The 18,381-nt window shown below is 56.5% G+C and carries 21 protein-coding genes; 14 read left to right on the forward strand and 7 right to left on the reverse strand.

The window, feature by feature from the left end:
- Positions 1–4: 4 nt before the first annotated feature.
- A complete protein-coding gene (locus LT85_RS12025) occupies positions 5–928 on the reverse strand; it encodes a LysR family transcriptional regulator (RefSeq protein ID WP_038489033.1) in 924 nt (307 codons plus the stop codon).
- Between the two features lie 92 nt (positions 929–1,020).
- Here LT85_RS12025 and LT85_RS12030 point away from each other — a divergent pair, with 92 nt between their 5' ends.
- The 4 genes from LT85_RS12030 to LT85_RS12045 all read left to right on the forward strand — a co-directional run bounded on the left by LT85_RS12030 (position 1,021) and on the right by LT85_RS12045 (position 4,572).
- On the forward strand, positions 1,021–1,905 hold the full coding sequence (locus LT85_RS12030; protein WP_038489036.1) for an alpha/beta fold hydrolase: 885 nt from the start codon (positions 1,021–1,023) through the stop codon (positions 1,903–1,905).
- Between the two features lie 17 nt (positions 1,906–1,922).
- The gene (gene leuC / locus LT85_RS12035) at positions 1,923–3,347 is read left to right on the forward strand and encodes a 3-isopropylmalate dehydratase large subunit (protein WP_038489040.1); all 1,425 of its coding nucleotides are present in this window, start codon (positions 1,923–1,925) and stop codon (positions 3,345–3,347) included.
- A complete protein-coding gene (gene leuD, locus LT85_RS12040) occupies positions 3,340–3,981 on the forward strand; it encodes a 3-isopropylmalate dehydratase small subunit (RefSeq protein WP_038489042.1) in 642 nt (213 codons plus the stop codon). Before leuC ends, leuD begins: the two co-directional genes overlap by 8 nt.
- A gap of 93 nt (positions 3,982–4,074) precedes the next feature.
- A complete protein-coding gene (locus LT85_RS12045) occupies positions 4,075–4,572 on the forward strand; it encodes a GNAT family N-acetyltransferase (protein WP_172656973.1) in 498 nt (165 codons plus the stop codon).
- 64 nt (positions 4,573–4,636) lie between these two features.
- Here the strand turns inward: LT85_RS12045 and LT85_RS12050 are convergent, their stop codons facing one another.
- Together LT85_RS12050 and LT85_RS12055 are read right to left on the reverse strand one after the other, a co-directional pair.
- A complete protein-coding gene (locus LT85_RS12050; protein WP_038489046.1) occupies positions 4,637–5,872 on the reverse strand; it encodes a lanthionine synthetase C family protein in 1,236 nt (411 codons plus the stop codon).
- Positions 5,873–5,896: 24 nt separating this feature from the next.
- Complete coding sequence (locus LT85_RS12055) at positions 5,897–6,454, reverse strand: GNAT family N-acetyltransferase (RefSeq protein ID WP_216595062.1); 558 nt, start codon at positions 6,452–6,454, stop codon at positions 5,897–5,899.
- A 118-nt stretch (positions 6,455–6,572) separates the two neighbouring features.
- On the opposite strand from LT85_RS12055, the gene LT85_RS12060 reads away from it, so the two are divergent.
- From LT85_RS12060 to LT85_RS12105, 10 genes are all read left to right on the forward strand, one after another.
- Positions 6,573–7,598: an NADP-dependent oxidoreductase gene (locus LT85_RS12060; protein ID WP_038489048.1), complete on the forward strand. Its 1,026-nt coding sequence runs from the start codon at positions 6,573–6,575 to the stop codon at positions 7,596–7,598.
- Positions 7,599–7,684: 86 nt separating this feature from the next.
- Positions 7,685–7,978, forward strand: a complete 294-nt coding sequence (locus LT85_RS12065) for a putative quinol monooxygenase (RefSeq protein ID WP_038495997.1) — start codon at positions 7,685–7,687, stop codon at positions 7,976–7,978.
- Between the two features lie 494 nt (positions 7,979–8,472).
- Positions 8,473–10,170, forward strand: a complete 1,698-nt coding sequence (locus LT85_RS12070) for a S10 family serine carboxypeptidase-like protein (protein WP_038489050.1) — start codon at positions 8,473–8,475, stop codon at positions 10,168–10,170.
- Positions 10,171–10,283: 113 nt separating this feature from the next.
- Complete coding sequence (locus LT85_RS12075; RefSeq protein ID WP_052135112.1) at positions 10,284–10,655, forward strand: EF-hand domain-containing protein; 372 nt, start codon at positions 10,284–10,286, stop codon at positions 10,653–10,655.
- A gap of 198 nt (positions 10,656–10,853) precedes the next feature.
- Positions 10,854–12,392 carry a DUF1800 domain-containing protein gene (locus LT85_RS12080; protein ID WP_038489052.1) on the forward strand — a complete coding sequence of 513 codons (1,539 nt, stop codon included), beginning with the start codon at positions 10,854–10,856 and terminating at the stop codon, positions 12,390–12,392.
- A 29-nt stretch (positions 12,393–12,421) separates the two neighbouring features.
- Complete coding sequence (locus LT85_RS12085; protein WP_253273722.1) at positions 12,422–13,663, forward strand: DUF1501 domain-containing protein; 1,242 nt, start codon at positions 12,422–12,424, stop codon at positions 13,661–13,663.
- 169 nt (positions 13,664–13,832) lie between these two features.
- Positions 13,833–14,159 (forward strand): YbjQ family protein, encoded by a 327-nt coding sequence (locus LT85_RS12090; protein ID WP_038489058.1) that lies wholly within the window; start codon positions 13,833–13,835, stop codon positions 14,157–14,159.
- 2 nt (positions 14,160–14,161) lie between these two features.
- The gene (locus LT85_RS12095) at positions 14,162–14,464 is read left to right on the forward strand and encodes a hypothetical protein (RefSeq protein ID WP_038489060.1); all 303 of its coding nucleotides are present in this window, start codon (positions 14,162–14,164) and stop codon (positions 14,462–14,464) included.
- 47 nt (positions 14,465–14,511) lie between these two features.
- Complete coding sequence (locus LT85_RS12100; protein ID WP_038489062.1) at positions 14,512–15,465, forward strand: cupin-like domain-containing protein; 954 nt, start codon at positions 14,512–14,514, stop codon at positions 15,463–15,465.
- A 93-nt stretch (positions 15,466–15,558) separates the two neighbouring features.
- On the forward strand, positions 15,559–15,849 hold the full coding sequence (locus tag LT85_RS12105) for a DUF6916 family protein (RefSeq protein WP_038489064.1): 291 nt from the start codon (positions 15,559–15,561) through the stop codon (positions 15,847–15,849).
- Here the strand turns inward: LT85_RS12105 and LT85_RS12110 are convergent.
- From LT85_RS12110 to LT85_RS12125, 4 genes are all read right to left on the reverse strand, one after another.
- Positions 15,842–16,426 carry a GNAT family N-acetyltransferase gene (locus LT85_RS12110; RefSeq protein WP_038489066.1) on the reverse strand — a complete coding sequence of 195 codons (585 nt, stop codon included), beginning with the start codon at positions 16,424–16,426 and terminating at the stop codon, positions 15,842–15,844. The two genes, LT85_RS12105 and LT85_RS12110, sit on opposite strands and share 8 nt — an antisense overlap.
- Positions 16,404–16,940, reverse strand: a complete 537-nt coding sequence (locus LT85_RS12115; protein ID WP_038489068.1) for a phage tail protein — start codon at positions 16,938–16,940, stop codon at positions 16,404–16,406. The genes LT85_RS12110 and LT85_RS12115 overlap by 23 nt, the downstream gene beginning before the upstream one ends.
- 71 nt (positions 16,941–17,011) lie before the next feature.
- Positions 17,012–17,545: a phage tail protein gene (locus LT85_RS12120; RefSeq protein ID WP_038489070.1), complete on the reverse strand. Its 534-nt coding sequence runs from the start codon at positions 17,543–17,545 to the stop codon at positions 17,012–17,014.
- 28 nt (positions 17,546–17,573) lie between these two features.
- Positions 17,574–18,080, reverse strand: a complete 507-nt coding sequence (locus LT85_RS12125; protein WP_253273723.1) for a phage tail protein — start codon at positions 18,078–18,080, stop codon at positions 17,574–17,576.
- Positions 18,081–18,381 lie beyond the last annotated feature (301 nt).

Consider the following 18,381-nt stretch of genomic DNA (forward strand, 5'->3'; position numbering starts at 1 on the left):
ATGATTACCAAGTATGCTGCTGATCTTTCGACGGCAAAAGATGCGATTTAAAACGATCCGCAATGAAATCGACAAAAGCGGTGACTTTGGCTGACAAGTTCAGACGCTCGGGATAGACCACGAAGATATCGGACGAAGGAAGCGTCCAGTCGGTCAGCACTTCACGTAATCGCCCGGATCTCAAGTACGGCGCGGTATCCCATTCGGAGCGCATCAATATGCCGTGTCCATCCAACGCCCATTGCAAGACCGTTTCGCCATCGTTACTACTTAAGGCGCCACGTACCTTGACGGTTTCCTGGCGCTTGCCGCGGCTTAAATGCCAGGTGCCATAAGCTGCGTCGTTTTCTCTCAGGACGATGCATGCGTGGGTTTGCAGTTCGCGCGGCATGGTCGGTTCGGGATGTTGTTTCAGATAGGCTGGCGCCGCGCACAGTAGTCTTTTATTGGAGGCGATTTTGCGTGCGATGATGCGCGCATCCGGCAACTCGCCGATACGGATGCCGATATCGAAGGCCTGATCGGCAAGATTCAGCGGCCGCTCCGATAGCAAGAGCTGAACTTCCACCTCTGGAAAGCGCTTGCTGAAATCCGATATGGCGGGGCCGATATGTTTGCGGCCGAAGCCGAAACTGGCATTGATGCGCAACAAGCCCTTGGGTACAGCACGACTTCTGCCGATAGTGCGTTCCAGCGCTTCAATGTCAGCCAGTATCCGGGCGCCGTCAGCCAGGTAGATTTCTCCCTCATGCGTCACGCTCATGGTCCGCGTGGTGCGATTCAGCAGCCGCACGCCCAGACGGTGTTCCAGGTTCGCCAGTCTTTTGGTGACGGCCGGCGGCGTGACGCCAAGTTCGCGCGCCATTGCGGCGAGGCTGCCGGCCTTTACCAGCATGGCAAAGAAGGCTAAATCGGAGAGCGTGTTCATTGTTAAATTAAAAGAAATAATAGAGTCAATATTAATGAATTATAAATCGCATCGCCAGCTATACAATCTCCGTAAATAAAGGAGAGTTGACAATGTTTTCCGGATTCGAGCAGGGCATTGCCGAAGTTAACGGCACCCAGATCAATTACGTCCGCGGCGGCAGCGGCCCGGCTTTGCTGTTGTTGCACGGGCATCCGCAAACGCACGTGATATGGCACAAGGTAGCTGAACGGCTGGCCAGCCGCTTCACGGTCGTCGCTGCCGACCTGCGCGGTTATGGCGATAGCGCCAAGCCGGCCGGGCTGCTGGATCACAGCAACTATTCCAAACGCAGCATGGGGCAGGATCAGATAGCGCTGATGGCGCAGCTGGGCTATCCGCAATTCCTGCTGATGGGGCATGACCGCGGCGGCCGCGTGGCGTATCGGATGGCACTCGATCACCCTGCGGCGATCAGCAAGCTGGTGCTGCTCGATATTGCGCCGACGCTGGCCATGTATGAACAAACCAGCCTGGCTTTTGCGACCGCTTACTACCATTGGTTTTTCCTGATCCGGCCGGAGCCGTTCCCTGAGCTGCTGATCGGTTCGCATCCTGAGGAATACCTGAAACACACCATCGGAGGCCGCAGTGCAGGCTTGGCGCCGTTTACGCAGGATGCTTATGCAGAATATTTGCGTTGCCTGAGCGATCCCGCGACGATTCATGGCATCTGCGAGGACTATCGCGCCAGCGCCGGCATCGACCTTGAGCATGAACGCGCGGATCTGGCAGCCGGCAACAAGATTCAATGTGAGACGCTGGTCTTGTGGGGCGCCAATGGCGTCATCGAGAAGTGTTTCGATCCGATGCAAGAATGGCTGCAACTGGTTCCGGTGCAACATCTAAAGGGAAAGGCGTTGGCATGTGGCCACTATATCCCGGAAGAGGCGCCGGATGCGTTGTTAGCTGAAGTCTTGCCATTTTTTGCCATTTGAACCGAAGAGGTCGCCCTATGTCGCCACGTACCCTATATAGAAAACTGGTGGATTCGCATACCGTCGCCCAGCTCGACCAGCAGCATGTGCTGCTGTACGCGGATCTGCACATCATGAACGAATACACCAGCCCGCAAGCATTCAGCAGCCTGCGCGAGAAAAATCGCACGGTGCTGCGGCCACAACTGCAACTGGCGGTGGTGTCGCACATCATTCCTACGCATCCGGTCAGCGTCGCCAACCGGGTGATTCTCGATCCGGCATCGGCGTTGCAAGCCAGTAATCTCAAGCGCAATAGCCGTGAATTCGGCATCAAGCTGTTCGATACCAACCATGAAGAACAGGGCATCGAGCACATCATCGCGCCCGAACATGGCTGGATCCGGCCCGGCATGGTGGTGCTGTGCGGCGACAGCCATACGACCACCTATGGCGCACTGGGCGCCTTGGGATTCGGCGTCGGCACATCCGAAGTGGAACACATACTGGCGACGCAAACCCTGGTATACCGGCTGGCGCAGGACATGCGCATCAAGGTCGACGGTGCACTACCGGCCGGCACCTCGGTCAAAGACCTGGTCCTGTTGATCATCGCCCGCATCGGCGCTCAAGGCGCGCGCGGCTATGCGGTAGAGTTTTGCGGCACGACCATTGTCGGGCTGTCGGCAGAGGCGCGGATGACTTTGTGCAATATGGCGGTAGAGGCCGGCGCGCGGGCGGCGCTGATCAGGCCGGATCAGATAACCTACGACTATATTCGCCAGAGAGCCCATGCGTTGGATACGGAAAAATTCCAACAAGCGCTTGGTGACTGGCAGCAGTTGTACTCGGACGAAGATGCCGTATTCGATGCCGAGCACGTATTTGCAGCGCAGGAAGTTGCACCTTTTGTCACATGGGGAACCAGCCCAGATCAGGCGATCGTTGTCAATGAACTGACGCCCGATCCATCGCAAGCAGTCGGCCAGCATGCCGGCGCAACCATCGCACAGGCGTTGCAGTACATGGGTCTGCCTGCCGCTGCGCCGATACTCGGTTTGCCAATCGACCGCGTCTTCATTGGATCCTGCACCAATGGCCGCATCGAGGATTTACGCATTGCCGCTGGCATGATCAAAGGCCGAAAGGTGGCGTCGACGGTGAGGGCAATGGTAGTGCCCGGTTCCGGCGAAGTACGGCGGCAAGCGGAACAGGAAGGCCTGGCCGATATTTTCATTGCAGCCGGTTTTGAATGGCGTCAGCCCGGATGCTCGATGTGCCTGGCCATGAATGACGACGTCCTTGCCCCGGGCGAGCGCTGCGCATCCACCACCAACCGCAATTTCGAAGGACGCCAGGGACGAGGCGGCCGCACCCATCTGATGAGTCCGGCGATGGCGGCCGCAGCGGCAATTACGGGTTGCATCAGCGATGTCCGCACACTGGAGAATCAACATGCCTGAAACCACTTGCATTGAAGGCGTCGCAGCGCCACTGCTGATCGACAATCTCGATACCGACCAGATCATGCCCAAGCAATTCCTGCGTACGATCACCAAAGATGGCTTGGATAAAGGCGTGTTATTCGATTTGCGATTTCATCCGGATGGCAGCACAAAGCCAGATTTTGTGCTGAACCGTCCGGAATACATGAATGCGAAGATCCTGGTCGGCGGCCCCAACTTCGGCTGCGGCTCCAGCCGCGAACATGCGGTGTGGGGCTTGCAGCAATTGGGAATCGAAGCAATCATTGCGTCCAGTTTCGGCGAGATTTTTTTCAGCAATGCGCTGAATAACCGTTTGCTGCTTATTGTGCTTGAACCGGACAAGATTTCTTTGTTGCTGGAAGAGTTGGCTATGAATGATCACCATCTGCGCATCGATCTGGAAACCATGCAAGTACGTTGCGGATCGTATGTCTTTGGCTTTGCGCTTGGTGAAAGGCATAAGAAAATGATCGTCCAGGGACTCGACATGGTGGGTGCGACTCTACAGTTGCTGCCGCAAATTGAAGCATTCGAGAAAAAATACGAGGCGGCATATGGTTGGGCCAAGGTGCTGCCATCAGTCGGAAACAGTCATGGGAATACGAACTGATTTACGATACGATCACATAGATAGGCTTGCGTTCCCAACTGCGTAAACCGTACTTCCGTATTTGAAATCGGACGCTATGTGATGAAAGAAATTATGTTTAATGTTGTGCCGATCCGTGCCGAGCACGCCGCAGGCTTCCGTGAAGCGGTCGATGTGATCGCCCGCGAGCGCATTCATCTCGGGCAAACCGAAGCGCGTTCATTGCTATGGTTTAACGAATTTGTCGCAAACAACATCAAGAACAATTATGCAGAATTTGTTGCGCTGGACGGCGACCGGTTGATCGGCTGGTGCGACGTCCTGCCTCATCCGTTGCCAGGTTTCGGCCATGGCGGTACGCTGGGGATGGGGGTGCTTGAACCATGGCGCGGCAGGGGCGTCGGCGATGCATTGTTGGCTGCAACCATTGAGCGCGCCACAACCAGCGGTATCACGCGGGTCGAGCTTGAAGTATATGCTCGCAACGCCGCCGCAATTGCACTCTATCGCAAGCACGGCTTCGTTGAAGAAGGCGTGAAGCGCAAAGCCAGGTTTCTCGATGGCCGGTATGACGATGTTGTCATGATGGCGTTGCTGATTGGAATGCAATAAGTGGAAGTGGATTCCTTGTTGGTTGATTGTATTGGTTGCGTGTCGGATATTGATCTTGCTGTCTCTAATGATTGCCAGCCATTTCGTCGGGGAAAAACACATCAAGACTAGGAAAAGTCGCGGAACCTTGAATGCAATCCCATAAAAAGATAGCGAATCCCGGATCGCCGGTCCAAAGCGAATAACGCATCTGTCCGTATTGTGTCCTGTCTCTTTCGGTTTGTGCGATCCCATGCATCGCAAAAGCGCGGGCGCGTTCCAGCCAGATCGCTTCGCCGGTACGCTGATAGAGTTTAAGGAAGGCATAGCCGTTGCCCCCTGTGCCGTGGCAAAGGTTGGAACCCTTGGCAAGCGGCCCTGCGGCCCACGTCGCTTCGCCGCCGGCAATCAGCAGGTCGTCCAGCGCCGTGCCGGGCATGTCTGCCAGGCAAATCACGAATCCGGGAGCACCGTGGCAAAACTGCATCAGCATGCGCGGTGTTTTTCCTGCCGGATAATGGAGCTGAGGACGCCAGCTGGCGTATTTTCCTTCCCAGGTTGCAGTGCGCTGGATAGTGTTGGTGATGCATTGTTCCCAATCCAGCCATTCCTGCGGCGCGAGCAGTTGGCATCCGCCGATCAGCGGCGACGCCGTGGCGACGAAGCCATGCACTGCGTCCAGATACCGGCTGGTCTGTCCGTACATGTCTTGGGTCCAATAATGGCATTGATATTTTTCCGACCAGAGCAGTTGCGACCATAACTTGCGCGCGCTGGCGCGAAACAGATCGGCCCAGCGCGGCTCCGCTGTTTTTTCGTAGAGAAATAGCGCGGCAAGCAGCGTGCCGGGTGCACCCCACATCAATTCTCTGCTGGGATTGTCCAGATTGGACTGAATCGCATTTGCCAGTTGCACAGCTATTTCTTCATTTGGATCGAGCCAGTATGCGAGAAGCAGAATACCGGTGTCGCCCATCATGTAGGAGTTGAAGTCGAGCTTGTTCTCCGGTGACAGCCACTCACGGTTGCGCGATAGCAGGGCTTGGATCTCGGTGTTGTAGGAAAGAGTCGGCGCCACAGCACCTACGGCATGAAGATATTGCAAGGCCCAGATGACGCCGCAAGCGCCAAAATAAAGCGAGTATGCTGGCTTGGTGTCGCCGCCTTCGATATCAAGCGCATGCATCGGCCAATAGGTAGAAGGTGAGAAGGCAGCCTCTGTTTCTTGCACGATCCGGTGAATCATTTTGCGTGCGCGGTCTTCATTCCATTCGATGGATTCAAGATGGGCGTGGCGAGTCGGGTCGAATAGCACTTGCATCTTTCCGTTCTGGGAAGTTGGCAGTTAGCAGGAAACGGCAAAGTCTCGCCGGTATTTGATAAATCCGCGCTTGCTATCGCCGCGAAAGCCCATTTTATCGAAGAAGCGGTGCGCATCGCTTCTGGAGGTGGAACTGAGCAGCATGATTTTTGAACAGTCGTGGCTCTCACAAAAGCGCTCTATTGCCTTGACCAATATTTCACCCACTCCGCGTCCTCTGGAACTGTCGTGCACCACGATATTTTCCACTACTGCAAATGGCTGCATGTTGTACATGACATCGCTGCACAGGGCAACCAGCGCGGTGGCGTTGACTTCGCCGTCGATGTCGCAAACAAGCAGCGCGGCTCTCGGATCGCCTGCAATTTGCTTGATGCGCTTGCCCGACACGGTGATATCTTGGTCGGGAACGAGCTGGCGGTATAGCGCTTCAATTTTTCCTGCATCGTTTGCCCGAGCGTGGCGAACTTCGATACGTTGATCAGCGTGCATGGCAATCTGGGTTATTTGGAAGGAAATGGGCGCGCATCTTGGGAGGCGGTTGGTTTTCTTTTGGCAATATTTAATCACAGTTTGCAACATGAAGTAGCGCTAATTAATTACTGCTGGCGATTATCGGTAATGTGATTTTATAGTTGCAGCAAACACAGTTTTGACAATGTCGCTACACTGTCGAGTCAACAATCTCCAGGCATCAATCATGCAAAACACTTACCAGAATAGACAATGGTTTTACGTCAAACGTCCGGATGGCCGCGTTAGCAACGACCATTATGAATTACGCGAAAGCGAGCTGGATGGCAGCTTGGCGACGAATGAAGTGATCCTGCGAGCCAGGTTCATCAGTGTCGATCCCTACATCCGTATCCAGCAGCACGAACGCAACACCTATGATGTGCCGCATCCATTGGGCATCGTCCAGCGTGCCGGCGTCGTGGGCGAAGTGGTGGCGTCGGCCAGTCCGCTGTATCAGGTTGGCGATTGGGTGTCTGCTTATAGCGGCTGGCAACTGTATGCGCGTTGCCATCACAGCGAATTGACCAGGCTTGACCCAAGCGCTGCACCGGTTTCCACAGCGCTCGGGGTACTCGGCATGCCGGGCCGGACTGCCTGGTTTGGCCTGACCGAGGCTGGCCGTCCGCGTCCTGGCGATACCTTGCTGGTGTCGGGCGCCGCCGGTGCGGTCGGATCTTTGGTTGCGCAGTTCGGCAAACGGGCAGGGTGCCGCGTTATCGGTATCGCTGGCGGTGCTGAAAAATGCAAATTCCTGACCGAAACGCTGAAGCTGGACGGCGCGATTGATTATCGCGCGCACAAGACCCATGAAGCGTTGAGTGCTGCGGTTCAAAACGCTACCGGCGGTGTCGATATCTATTTCGATAATGTCGGCGGCCCTATTACCGACGCGGTGATTCCGCTGATCAAGCGCCGCGCCCGCATCATCATCTGCGGCGCCATCAGTCAATACGACGGCGGCCTGGATACACCAGACTTGGGGCCGCGCTTCCTGCAGCATATGCTGTTTCAGCGCGCCACCATCCAGGGTATTCTGGCGCGCGACTATGTCAATCGCATGGACGAGATGCTGGCGGTTGTCGCTCCTTGGGTGAAAAGCGGCGAGATCGTATTTCAAGAGACTTATGTGGATGGTTTCGAGCAATTGCCAGATGCGCTCAACAGCCTGTTTGAGGGCAAGAATATCGGCAAGCTGCTAGTACGGGTCTGATACCTGGAATCTGTGACATTGCAATGTGCGGCTGGACGGCTAAACTTGAAGGCTGGTCGTCCACGTACGTTGCAAGGAGATCGATGATGGTTAAAGTTGGTTTGTTCGTCAGGCTGGAAGCCAGACCGGGAAAAGAGGCTGACGTCGAGGCATTTCTGCGCGACGGCTTGGCAGTCGTGCAACAAGAGCTGGCGACCATCACCTGGTACGCCATCAAACTGGGGCCGTCAACATATGGCATCTTCGATACTTTTGCCGACGATGCCGGTCGCCAGGCGCATCTTACCGGGCGGGTGGCCGCAGCGCTGATGGGGCGGGCGGATGAATTGCTTTCGCAAGTGCCGGTAATAGAAAAGATCGATATCCTGGCCGCGAAATAGTCTTGCCACCCCGGCTTTGTTCCAGTTCCGGTCAGACGCTAGTCTACTGGTTCCCGCTTCTTATTGGCGCTGATTTTGCCTGCTTGCACGCGCCGCATCCAATGGGCTGTCGTTGCGCATCGCACCATGGCCTGATTTGAAACTTTCCTTGAAGAAATTCTTTTTTGTAGTATACCTCTGAGGTGGCTGGATCGAATCTCGCTCGCTTGCATGCGCAGCGATAATCCCCTGCCAGGTCGCAAGGTCTTGCGGCTACCCATCCAATCAGCACTCATCAATGAATCGCCGAACCGATCGCTCGGATAAAGGTAGCCTGTTCAGTTGTCATTTGTGTACACGGGGAGAGCAAACAACAGCTTGCCGCGACGACCTGGTCTTTCCCGGCGGCGCAAACAATGGCGAAGTAACGGTAGCGCTTTTGTCAGTCAAATCACCCGGCATGGACATGTTCCCGACCAGAGCGGTGGCATGCCATTCACAAGAAAGGGCAAGAGATGAAAACAGATCGTCACATGAATGCCAGTACTGCTCCTCAACTATGTCGAAAGTTTATGCGCGCCGCAGTGGCGGCGCTGACGCTGGTCGCCGGATACAGCGGAATCTTTTCTGCACCGGCTGCAGCTGCGGTTTTTCCGCCGGACCAGCCTTACATGGACAACACCGCATATGCATTTGGCGCTACCGATGGCCTGGCAGCGTCTGTGGTGAACGAAAAGGCGGCGCTTGCGTATCGCCAGCTGACCTATCGCGAAAGCGGCAGACGGGTTGATTACACGACCACAACCGGCCATCTCACTGCAGCGGACGCCAATGGCAAGCCTGAGGCGTCGATGTTCTATGTTGCCTATACGGCCAGGAACAGAGGGCCGTTCCCGCGTCCGATTACTTTTTTCTACAACGGCGGTCCTGGATCTTCGTCGATCTGGCTGCGGCTGGGTTCGTTTGCGCCAAGCCGGGTAGCCACGCCCGATCCGTACACCACCGGCTGGCCTAATTTCCCGCTGGTGGATAATCAGGAGAGCCTGATCGACACGACCGACATGGTATTCATCGATCCGCCGGGCACGGGTTTTTCCGAAGCGGTGCTGCCTAATACCAATCAGACGTTCTGGGGAGTCGACCAAGACGCTGGCGTGATGCGTGATTTCATCTTGCGTTATCTGGCGGTCAATCCGCGGCCTGATTCTCCCATCTATCTGTACGGTGAATCGTATGGCACACCGCGCACCGATGTGCTGGCGCCGTTGCTGGAACAGGCGGGAGTGAAGCTGAGCGGGATTGTCTTGCAATCGTGCATCCTGGACTATAACGACCAATATCCTAGCGCCTCGGATCTGCAACGGGCCACGGATTACACCGTGTCGCTGTTGCCAGGCTATGCCGAGGTGGCTGCATTCTTCGGACAGGTGACGCCGCCGCCGTTCGGGGTACGCAGCTTTGCCAGGGAGATGCGTGAATTTTCGACCCGGCACTATGACGAATTCCTGCCATATGGCCCAACCTTTCTAGGATTGGCTAACCCACCTGTGTTCCCGACGCCAGCGGTGTATGCGCAAATGTCGCGCCAGAGCACCATCAACGTCAGCGCGCTGACGGCCTATCTGGGATCGAATCCGCTCAATACCACGCTGGTCCCCGGCTACACCATAGGCGGCTACGATGGCCGCGTTTCAGCGCCGAACAACAGCCCGATGCTGGTCGGCGATTCCGATCCGTCCGACGCCTTGATCGCTAAGCCGTTCCCCGTGATCCTGGCCCAGCAGTTGCCGGACTACCTGAAATATACGGCGCCGAACACGACCTATGTAACCTTGAGCGATACGGCCAACGTTAGCTGGGATTTCAGCCACGGCGGCCTGCCTGTGCCGGATACCATCCCAGATCTGCTGGCCGAGCTGACGCTTAATCCGCACATCAAGGTGCTGGTTGAAAACGGCTACCACGACCTGGTCACGCCATTTTTCATGACAGAGAAGGATTTGGGACGCCTCAAGAGCGTGAAGGGCATCCGGCCGGATATCCAGGTCACACATTATTCCGGCGGTCACATGATCTATCTGGAAGACACGTCGCGGCCGCGTATGAAAGCTGATCTGGTGAATTACTACCGGGGCTGGCCAATCGGCGGTGCAATGACCTTCGCCCAGTTGCCGAAACCCTGGTCTGATCAGCCGCCGGCCGGCACGCCTTAGGCGCTCGTTGCTATGGTTGCTATTGTTGCTATCCGCGAAATAGGCTTCCGGCACCAGCTCCAACGGCGTCGGGATCGACTATGATGAATGAAGAAAGGCGTATAGGAAATCCTATGAAAAATACACTTTATCTGATGGTATTTGCCCTTTGTGCAACGGCAGGCATGGCGCAAGCCAGCGATGTTGCCGCGTCCCCTGCAGGCGTTGTGAAACACGGCGTGGAGGGGCCGTTCTTTCCTGCGGTAAGACCGGCCACGGCATCGCCCGTAGCATCGACCGGCGACGTGCTGCAGGCGCAGGCCATGGCGCGCCTGAAGGCCAATTTCGACGCGGCCGATGTCGCCAAGAACGGTTCCCTGACGCAGCAACAGGCGCAAAAGAGCAGGCTGGGCTATGTTGCCAATAATTTCAGCAAGATCGACGTCAACAAGACCGGCAAGGTGACCTTCGACGATGTGAAGCATTATCTGCAGTCGCAGCAATAATCGGTGGCCTCCCGTTGGGGAGGCAGCCAGAAAAGAGCGCAGCCTGAAGCAAACGGCTGCGTTTTTTTTGCGGCGGCGGCTGGCGATCCGCTGTCTTTACAGATCGTTACATCCGATACATATTGATGGTGGCAGAGGAGCGTTTGAAATGCGTTAATGAAATTGGGTTTATTCCAATCATTTCAATTAGGGCCGTGTATGAAATTGCCGATCCGGTTAGCCGCATTTGCCATCTTGTCGATCAGTGCATGGGCGACGACGGCCGCTCCTTTGTCAGGAGATCAACAAGCATTGCATGTACTGGACCGGCTGGGCTACGGTCCCAAGCCAGGCGATATCGAACGCGTCAAACAGATGGGCATTGACCGCTACATCGATGCGCAACTCGAGCCGGAAACTATCCCGCTTCCTGCTGCGCTGACGCAACGGCTGAGCATGCTTGAGACCAGCAATGAAAGTGCAGGAGAAGTGCTCGCCGAATTCCTGGCGGTACGCAAGGTAGCCAATGACGGCGATGAAGCTGCCAAGCAAAAGCGGCGCGAAGTGGTCGGCAAGATCGTCGAGCAGAATGCCGAAGCCAGGCTCGCGCGCGCCATCGACAGCCCCCGCCAGCTGGAAGAAGTAATGGTGGATTTCTGGTTCAACCATTTCAACGTCTTTGCGGGAAAGGGCTTGGACCGCGCCCTGGTTGGCAGCTATGAACGCGATGCGATCCGTCCTTATGTACTGGGATCGTTCCGCGACTTGCTTGGCGCAACGGCCAAGCATCCCGCCATGCTGTTTTACCTGGATAACTGGCTATCCACCTCCGCCGACTATCAGCCGCCGCAATTGCGAAGAAATGCTGCGCAGGGTCAAAAAGCCAAGGCGACCGGCCTGAACGAAAACTACGCGCGTGAATTGATGGAGCTGCACACTTTGGGCGTGGACGGCGGATATAGCCAGAAGGACGTCACGGAGCTAGCGCGCATGCTCACCGGCTGGACCTTCGAGCCGCGTGACCTGGTACGCAACAATCACACTTTCCGCTTCGACGCCCAGCGCCATGATATGGGCGACAAAGAATGGCTGGGCCACCACATCGGCGCCCAGGGTCAGGGCGAAGGAGAGTTTGCGCTGGACGTGCTGGCCATGCATCCGTCCACTGCACATCATCTAAGCTACGAACTGGCGCAATATTTTGTTCAGGACAATCCGTCGCCGGAGCTGGTGGAACGCCTGTCCAAACGCTATCTGGCCACCAACGGCAATATTCGCGAGGTGTTGCGGACGCTGTTCCATAGCCCGGAATTCATGGCGTCCGCCAATGTCGGCGCCAAGTTCAAAACGCCTTATCAATTTGTAATATCAGCAGCACGCGCTAGCCAGGCGCCAATTACCAACGTGCGGCCGCTGCTGGGCGTGTTGAACCAGTTGGGCATGCCGCTGTACGGTGCGCAAACGCCGGACGGATACAAGAATACCCAGGCGGCATGGCTGAATCCCGATGCGTTGACGCGGCGCATCACGTTTGCCACGGCGCTCGCCGCCGGCCGTTTGCCGCTGAATAAAATGCCAGGCAATGACGACAAAGCAGCTGGCGCGCCGGCCGTGGCCGCGCAACCGCTCGATGCCGTCATGTTGCTGAATACCTTGGGGCCGGCGATTTCAGGTAAAACCCGCGCCACCATTGACAACAATCCCCAAGCTTTGCGCGCCGCCATGGTGCTCGGCAGCCCGGATTTCATGCAGCGCTGAGCCGCTATTGCAAAGAATACTAGGAGAACATGATGAACCGTAGGAATCTGTTAAAAATGATGGCGATGACAGGCAGCCTGGTGATTCCGGTCGGGCGCCAAGCCTGGGCCGCCGTCGGCGACGACAGCACTGCGACTAAGCGCAAGCTGGTGGTGGTGATGTTGCGCGGTGCAGCGGATGGCCTGAACGTGGTGGCCCCGTACGGCGATGCCAATTACGCCCGCTTGCGGCCAACTATTGGACTGGCGCGCCCGGGGCAAGACGGCGGCGTGCTGGACCTGGATGGCTATTTCGGCCTGCACCCGGCGCTGGCCTCTTTGCAACCGCTTTGGGAACAAAAGAAACTGGCCTTCATCCACGCCTCCGGTTCGCCGGACGCCACCCGCTCGCATTTTGATGCGCAAGATTATCTGGAGTCCGGTACGCCGGGCAGAAAATCGACGCAAGATGGTTGGCTGAACCGCCTGCTGACGGTCTTGCCCGGTACGACTTCGCCTACCCGCGCAATCAGCGTCGGGCCGCTGATGCCGCGCATCCTGACTGGACGGGCGCCAGCTACCAATCTGGCTGCGGGCGCCGCCGGCACCAAGGAATCAATACTCGATCGCCCGAAAATCGGCAGCGCCTTCGATCAGATGTATCAGAGCAGCGATAAATTCGCCAGCACCTACCAGGAAGGCCGCGACGCACATAAAGAAGTCATGACGGCATCGATGAAGGATGAAATGCGGGCAGCCGATGGCGGCGCGCCGTTGCCTAACGGCTTTCCTAATGACGCAGCGCACCTGGCCAAACTGATGCGCAACGATCCGAAAATCCAGATCGCCTTTGTCGCGCTGGGGGGCTGGGATACGCATGCCTATCAGGGTAATGGCAAAGGACAGCTGGCCAACCGGCTGGCGCCGTTAGGGCAAGGGCTGGCGACGCTGGCGCAAGGACTTGGACCGGTTTTCGACGATACCATCATCGTGGTGATGTCGGAATTCGGCCGCACCGCCCGCCAGAATGGCAACGGCGGTACCGACCACGGCCATGGCAATGTGATGTGGGTGCTTGGCGGCGGCGTCGCCGGCGGCAAGGTGTATGGCGATTGGCAGGGACTGGGCGACGGTCAGTTGCATGAAGGGCGTGACTTGCCGGTCACGACCGATTTTCGTTCAGTGCTGGCGAAGGTTTCAGAGCGCCATTTGCGTCTCAGCGACCAGCAACTGATGCAAGTATTTCCTGAGATGCCGATTAGTAAAGCCGGCCTGAATTTCATGCTCGGATAGTTGCCGCTATGCGGTGGCGCTGACGGCAAGCCGGTGATCTGCCGCTTTGGCCATGGGCGGCAAAAAGCGTGCTCTCAAGTTATTCCCTTGTATGGCGAGTATTCCCTGCCGTATTCAATTGCATCGTACTCAATTACAATTGAATATCGGCAACGTTTAAGGGAATAACATGCTTGTAGTGACAACAGAAAACGTCCCCGGCTATCGGGTCCGGGAAGTCAAGGGCCAAGTATTCGGACTAGTCGTTCGTAGTCGTGGGCTTGCAGGCAACATCATGGCGGGACTGCGTTCCATCATCGGCGGCGAAATCACCGAATACACGCAGTTGCTGGAAGAAGCACGCCGCCATGCGGTCGACCGTATGGTCAAGAATGCCCACCAGATGGGCGCCAATGCGGTGGTGATGATGCGCTTCGACTCTTCTGAAATGGGGCAGACCATGAGCGAAATCGTTGCCTATGGCACTGCGGTAATCATCGACCCGATCGCGCCATAATCATGTTGCGCACGGCCTTGCTTGGATTTGCCATATTGCTGACCTGCGCCGGTATTTTTTGCAGTGTGCGTGGTACGCCGGGGGCTTTTCCATTGACTACCTGGGGCTTGATACTGCTTGTTGCTGTGCTGATCGAGCGCTGGCGCTATACCCGTAGGCACACAGCCGATGAAGGACCGTGGCAGGAAACCGGTGAGCGTTTTGTCGATCCGGAATCAGGGCGCTTGATGCGCGTTCTCTACAGCCCGAGCAGCGGCGAACGCCGCTACGTCGCCGTCGGCGAAAATCCCGATATCGCGCCATAATGTGGCAGGCAGCAACAGCCGTTGCTCGCCATTATCCTTAAAGTGACATGACACAAATACTTGGCCCCTCATTCAAACTGGTCGAAGAAATCGACGTCTCGCAACTGGCCGAAGCAGGCGGTTTTGGCAGCCGGACCCGGCCGCTACTGGTAAAAGGTGCGCTGCGAAACTGGCCGGCGCAGCAAAACTGGTCGTTCGACAAACTGGCGCAATTGCGTAACAAAGATGGTTCGGAGCCGACCAGGAAGTTCCAGAACGGTCTGGTAGAGCAGGGCGAAACCCAGGAACGGCCATTGCTGCCTATCGCGCCTTATTTGCGCGAACTGGCGACGCTTGCCTCGCAGCCGGTCAGTGAAGATGCGGGATTGTTGCCGAACCGGCAGCGGCGCCAGTTGCAGGCCGGGGAAGAATTCCATCTCAACTGGGCTCACATGCAATCGTTTACGCCGCACCGCAATTACCTGGCGCAATGGAGCATCCTAGAAGATTTTCCGCAACTGCGTAGCGATTTCGATATCCGTAGCTTGTGGCCGGGCTGGCGCTGGACCTGGGAGTCGGTGTTTATCGGCCCAGCCAACACCCATACCGGACTGCATCGCGACGTCCCGAACAACTGGTTTTGCCAGGCGCGCGGGGTCAAGGAATTTGTCATGTTCCCACCGTCGGAAGAAGCGTACATGAACCCGTCCGACAAATACGACTGGGGTGCGACGCTAAGCAGCATCAATATCGCCCGCTTTAATGAACATCCAGAGCAACTGCAGGCGCTGGAGCGCGCCAAGGGCCTGTATGTGCGCGTAGAGGAGGGCGATGCTTTGTTCATTCCAAAGGGAACCTGGCATGCCGTGGTATCGCTGGCGCCGTCGATTAGCCTGGCGGTGTTCGGCCTCACCGCCAAGGAAATCCTGCTCAGCGGCGTGCCGACTGCGACCAAGGACCTGCTGCACAATATGCATCTGTATCGCTGGGGGCATTGCATCTGTCATAAACACTTGGCGTAGAACCGGCCGGCAGCCATAAATGCTTATGGTGCCCGTAGGAAATTCCATTAGAATGGGTAGCAGTCCGATCAACCCTGCAAACTCAACGGAAATATGGATATCCTGACGCTGGAACACTTTGCTGCGCGCCTGAACGAGACGTTTTTTTCCGTGGACGACGGCAATGCCAGTTTCGTACTGGTCGAAGTCAAGCCGCTGGCGGCTCCTACCTTGCAGGGCATGATGCGGGCGCCGTTCAGCCTGCTGTTCCGCAACTGTTCGCCGATCTTGTTCACCCAGAAAATTTTCAATATGAAGCATGAAGCGATAGGCCAGGTTGGCATTTTCATGGTGCCGGTGGCGCGTGACCGCGATGGTTTCCTCTATCAGGCGGTGTTCAACTAGGCGAGGAGCCTTTCGCCGCGGCCAACCATCGCATGGCTGTATACGGACCCTCCTGCGCCGTCGCCACAAAGCCAAGGCGCTCATACAAGCGCCGCGCTGCGGCGTTGCGTTCGTCAACGTGCAAATTCACACAGCTCCCTACGCCCTCCGCCAGTATTTGTATATGACGGATCAAGGCTGAGCCTATTCCGTTGCCGCGCCATGCTGGCAACAGGCTAATGTCCACGATGAGAAATTCCGGCGCCTGGCGCGACAGATATATACGTCCGATCGGCTGCCCATTGGCGTCAATCCTCAGGAAATCTGCGTTTTTGAAATGCGATAGATAATGCTTATGTTGAAGCGTAAACTGGCTGTCAAGAAAAGCAATTTTGTGCGCACGCGGCCAAGGCACTTGCGCTAGTTCGTCGCTGCGCAGTTGATGGTACAGATCGCGCAGGAAGCCGATATCCGACGTCGCGCAGGCATGCAGGCTGACACCGCATGCATCCAGGGAGACGGGTGCGGTCAATCCTGCGCTAGCCGGAAATTCCGGCAGCGCAGGTAAGTCGGCCTCAGCCGAACGAAGGGAATACACCTTGCAGCGCGATGCAGAAGTTCAGAGCCAACAACGGCTGGCGATTTTCGTGCGGCTGACTGCCTCCGGCCACGCCAATCACCGGGATTGCCAGAGTCGTGTTCGGTGTCGGATTGCCCGGAACATAGGTGGAGGTGCCTGTTGGTCCCATAAGGCCGAAACCATTGTCTGGCACATTTTTCTGCGACGCGGCATCCGGCTGGTGATAGATATTCATGGCGTGTGAGTGTGAAGGTATTTGCGCGCTAGTCAGCGTCACCTCTTCGACGCCGAAAGGTTCCCCGATGTCGCGTTGCGTCAGCCCCGGCCCTTGTCCCTGGCTGCAGGCGGTGCGGCCGGCAAAATTGGGAAGCTGGAAATTGGTCTGGCCGTTGCCGCCGTAGTTGGTTCCTAACAATGAAAACAGCGCCGAATACTGGCTGATCGGGAGCAGGGCGCCGTTGCATTGCGCCCAGTCAACCGGCGCGAAATTGAAGCCGAAAATCTGAATTTCACCGACGTATGGCGTGGTCATGGTATTCCTCTTGTCTTTGCTGTTGGCTATGCCTGCACACAAAAAATGTTTTGCGGCAGGCGCTCTGGCTGTTATGACTGCGACGGAAATATCCCTGCCCAGGCGATACAAAACGACACCGTCAAGGTCGGCATGGTGTTGTCGTGCGGCAGGTTGTTGCCTGCGGACGAAATCGCCGCCGGCGTCAAGACAAACGGGGTAAGTCCGCTGACGCTGTTGGTGTACGTCTTATCGCTGTTGGCGGCTGCGCCAAGCTGGACGTTGCTTGCCGGCGTCGTCACGGTTGCAAGGGTAGTGGTTGCGGCATACGGGTGGCTATGCCCCGGCATGCTGCTACTCAGCAATGTGACGTTTTCCACGCCGTCTACCTGTCCTTGTACGCGCGTTGTCAATCCCGGGCCGGTGCCTTGGTGCAGCGGTACCCGGCCGCGCATGTCAGGCATGTTGAAAGTCTGCTGGCCATCACCGCCATAAGTGGTGCCAATCAATGCATACAGCGTCTCATAAGTCGAGATTGCCTGCGAACTGCCGTCGCATGCCAGCCATCCTGTCGGTATCCGGGAAAAAGCAAACAGGCGAATTTCGCCTACATATGGTGTGCTCATTATTGTTATCCCTAAAAGTTATTCTGGTTTAGTTGCGCGACGGGAAAATTCCAGTGAGAGCAATATTGAAATTCAACACCAGACACGGCTGCATGTTTTGATGCGGTCCGCTACCGCCGCTACTGGACAAGGTCGACGGCGCCAACGTCACTTGCGGCCCGGCTGCTGTCGCATAAATCGCCTCGCTGCCACTGCCTCCATACAGGGCATTGGTCGGATTCTTGACGCTGCCGGCAGTGGTTGATGCGTTCGCCAGATGATTGTGCTGCGGCATTTGAGACTGCAGCAAAGTGACCGTTTCAACGCCTGTGGGCTGGCCCTGGACATAAGGTGACGGCTGCCAGGCTGGATCGACCGAAGGGCCGGTATGAAGGGGAGCGCGGCCCTGCAGATTGGGCAGGGCGAAAGTGGTTTGGCCGTTGCCGCCGTACATCACCCCCAGCAGGGAAAACAGCGCGGCATTTTGGTTGATCGGCAGTAACTGGCCATTGCAAAGTGCAAAGCCCCTCGGCGCAAAATTGAATCCAGTTAACATTATTTGTCCAACGTAACATTCAGCCATCTATTCTCTCCCAAGATTGGTATTGCAGTGGTAATGACAGCGGTAAAGGCTTAGTCGGCAACTGTGTTATTTGAGCAACAGATGATGAAAAACAATAATTTACAATCAAATATTGTTGGACATTCATGAATTCGAGGTAGCATACGTTGCTGCATAGCAATCGTCAAGCGCGCGAAAATTGCTCATGAGAACCGCGCAACACAATTGTTGAAACACTGATTAAACGAAATCGAGTCGTCCATGAAGGCGGTCTTGAATACTAAAAAAATGTCAG

Source organism: Collimonas arenae, assembly GCF_000786695.1.
GTDB lineage: Bacteria > Pseudomonadota > Gammaproteobacteria > Burkholderiales > Burkholderiaceae_D > Collimonas > Collimonas arenae_A.

Bases quoted from the DNA above. Each gene is read 5' to 3' on its own strand.
- LT85_RS12100 (WP_038489062.1), top strand. From the start codon at position 14,512: ATGACACAAATACTTGGCCCCTCATTCAAACTGGTCGAAGAAATCGAC.
- LT85_RS12070 (WP_038489050.1), top strand. From the start codon at position 8,473: ATGAAAACAGATCGTCACATGAATGCCAGTACTGCTCCTCAACTATGT.
- LT85_RS12050 (WP_038489046.1), bottom strand. From the start codon at position 5,872: ATGCAAGTGCTATTCGACCCGACTCGCCACGCCCATCTTGAATCCATC.
- LT85_RS12115 (WP_038489068.1), bottom strand. From the start codon at position 16,940: ATGACCACGCCATACGTCGGTGAAATTCAGATTTTCGGCTTCAATTTC.
- LT85_RS12075 (WP_052135112.1), top strand. From the start codon at position 10,284: ATGAAAAATACACTTTATCTGATGGTATTTGCCCTTTGTGCAACGGCA.
- LT85_RS12045 (WP_172656973.1), top strand. From the start codon at position 4,075: ATGTTTAATGTTGTGCCGATCCGTGCCGAGCACGCCGCAGGCTTCCGT.
- LT85_RS12095 (WP_038489060.1), top strand. From the start codon at position 14,162: ATGTTGCGCACGGCCTTGCTTGGATTTGCCATATTGCTGACCTGCGCC.
- leuD (WP_038489042.1), top strand. From the start codon at position 3,340: ATGCCTGAAACCACTTGCATTGAAGGCGTCGCAGCGCCACTGCTGATC.
- LT85_RS12085 (WP_253273722.1), top strand. From the start codon at position 12,422: ATGATGAACCGTAGGAATCTGTTAAAAATGATGGCGATGACAGGCAGC.
- LT85_RS12030 (WP_038489036.1), top strand. From the start codon at position 1,021: ATGTTTTCCGGATTCGAGCAGGGCATTGCCGAAGTTAACGGCACCCAG.
- LT85_RS12025 (WP_038489033.1), bottom strand. From the start codon at position 928: ATGAACACGCTCTCCGATTTAGCCTTCTTTGCCATGCTGGTAAAGGCC.
- LT85_RS12120 (WP_038489070.1), bottom strand. From the start codon at position 17,545: ATGAGCACACCATATGTAGGCGAAATTCGCCTGTTTGCTTTTTCCCGG.
- LT85_RS12105 (WP_038489064.1), top strand. From the start codon at position 15,559: ATGGATATCCTGACGCTGGAACACTTTGCTGCGCGCCTGAACGAGACG.
- LT85_RS12065 (WP_038495997.1), top strand. From the start codon at position 7,685: ATGGTTAAAGTTGGTTTGTTCGTCAGGCTGGAAGCCAGACCGGGAAAA.
- leuC (WP_038489040.1), top strand. From the start codon at position 1,923: ATGTCGCCACGTACCCTATATAGAAAACTGGTGGATTCGCATACCGTC.
- LT85_RS12055 (WP_216595062.1), bottom strand. From the start codon at position 6,454: ATGTTGCAAACTGTGATTAAATATTGCCAAAAGAAAACCAACCGCCTC.
- LT85_RS12125 (WP_253273723.1), bottom strand. From the start codon at position 18,080: ATGTTAACTGGATTCAATTTTGCGCCGAGGGGCTTTGCACTTTGCAAT.
- LT85_RS12060 (WP_038489048.1), top strand. From the start codon at position 6,573: ATGCAAAACACTTACCAGAATAGACAATGGTTTTACGTCAAACGTCCG.
- LT85_RS12090 (WP_038489058.1), top strand. From the start codon at position 13,833: ATGCTTGTAGTGACAACAGAAAACGTCCCCGGCTATCGGGTCCGGGAA.
- LT85_RS12080 (WP_038489052.1), top strand. From the start codon at position 10,854: ATGAAATTGCCGATCCGGTTAGCCGCATTTGCCATCTTGTCGATCAGT.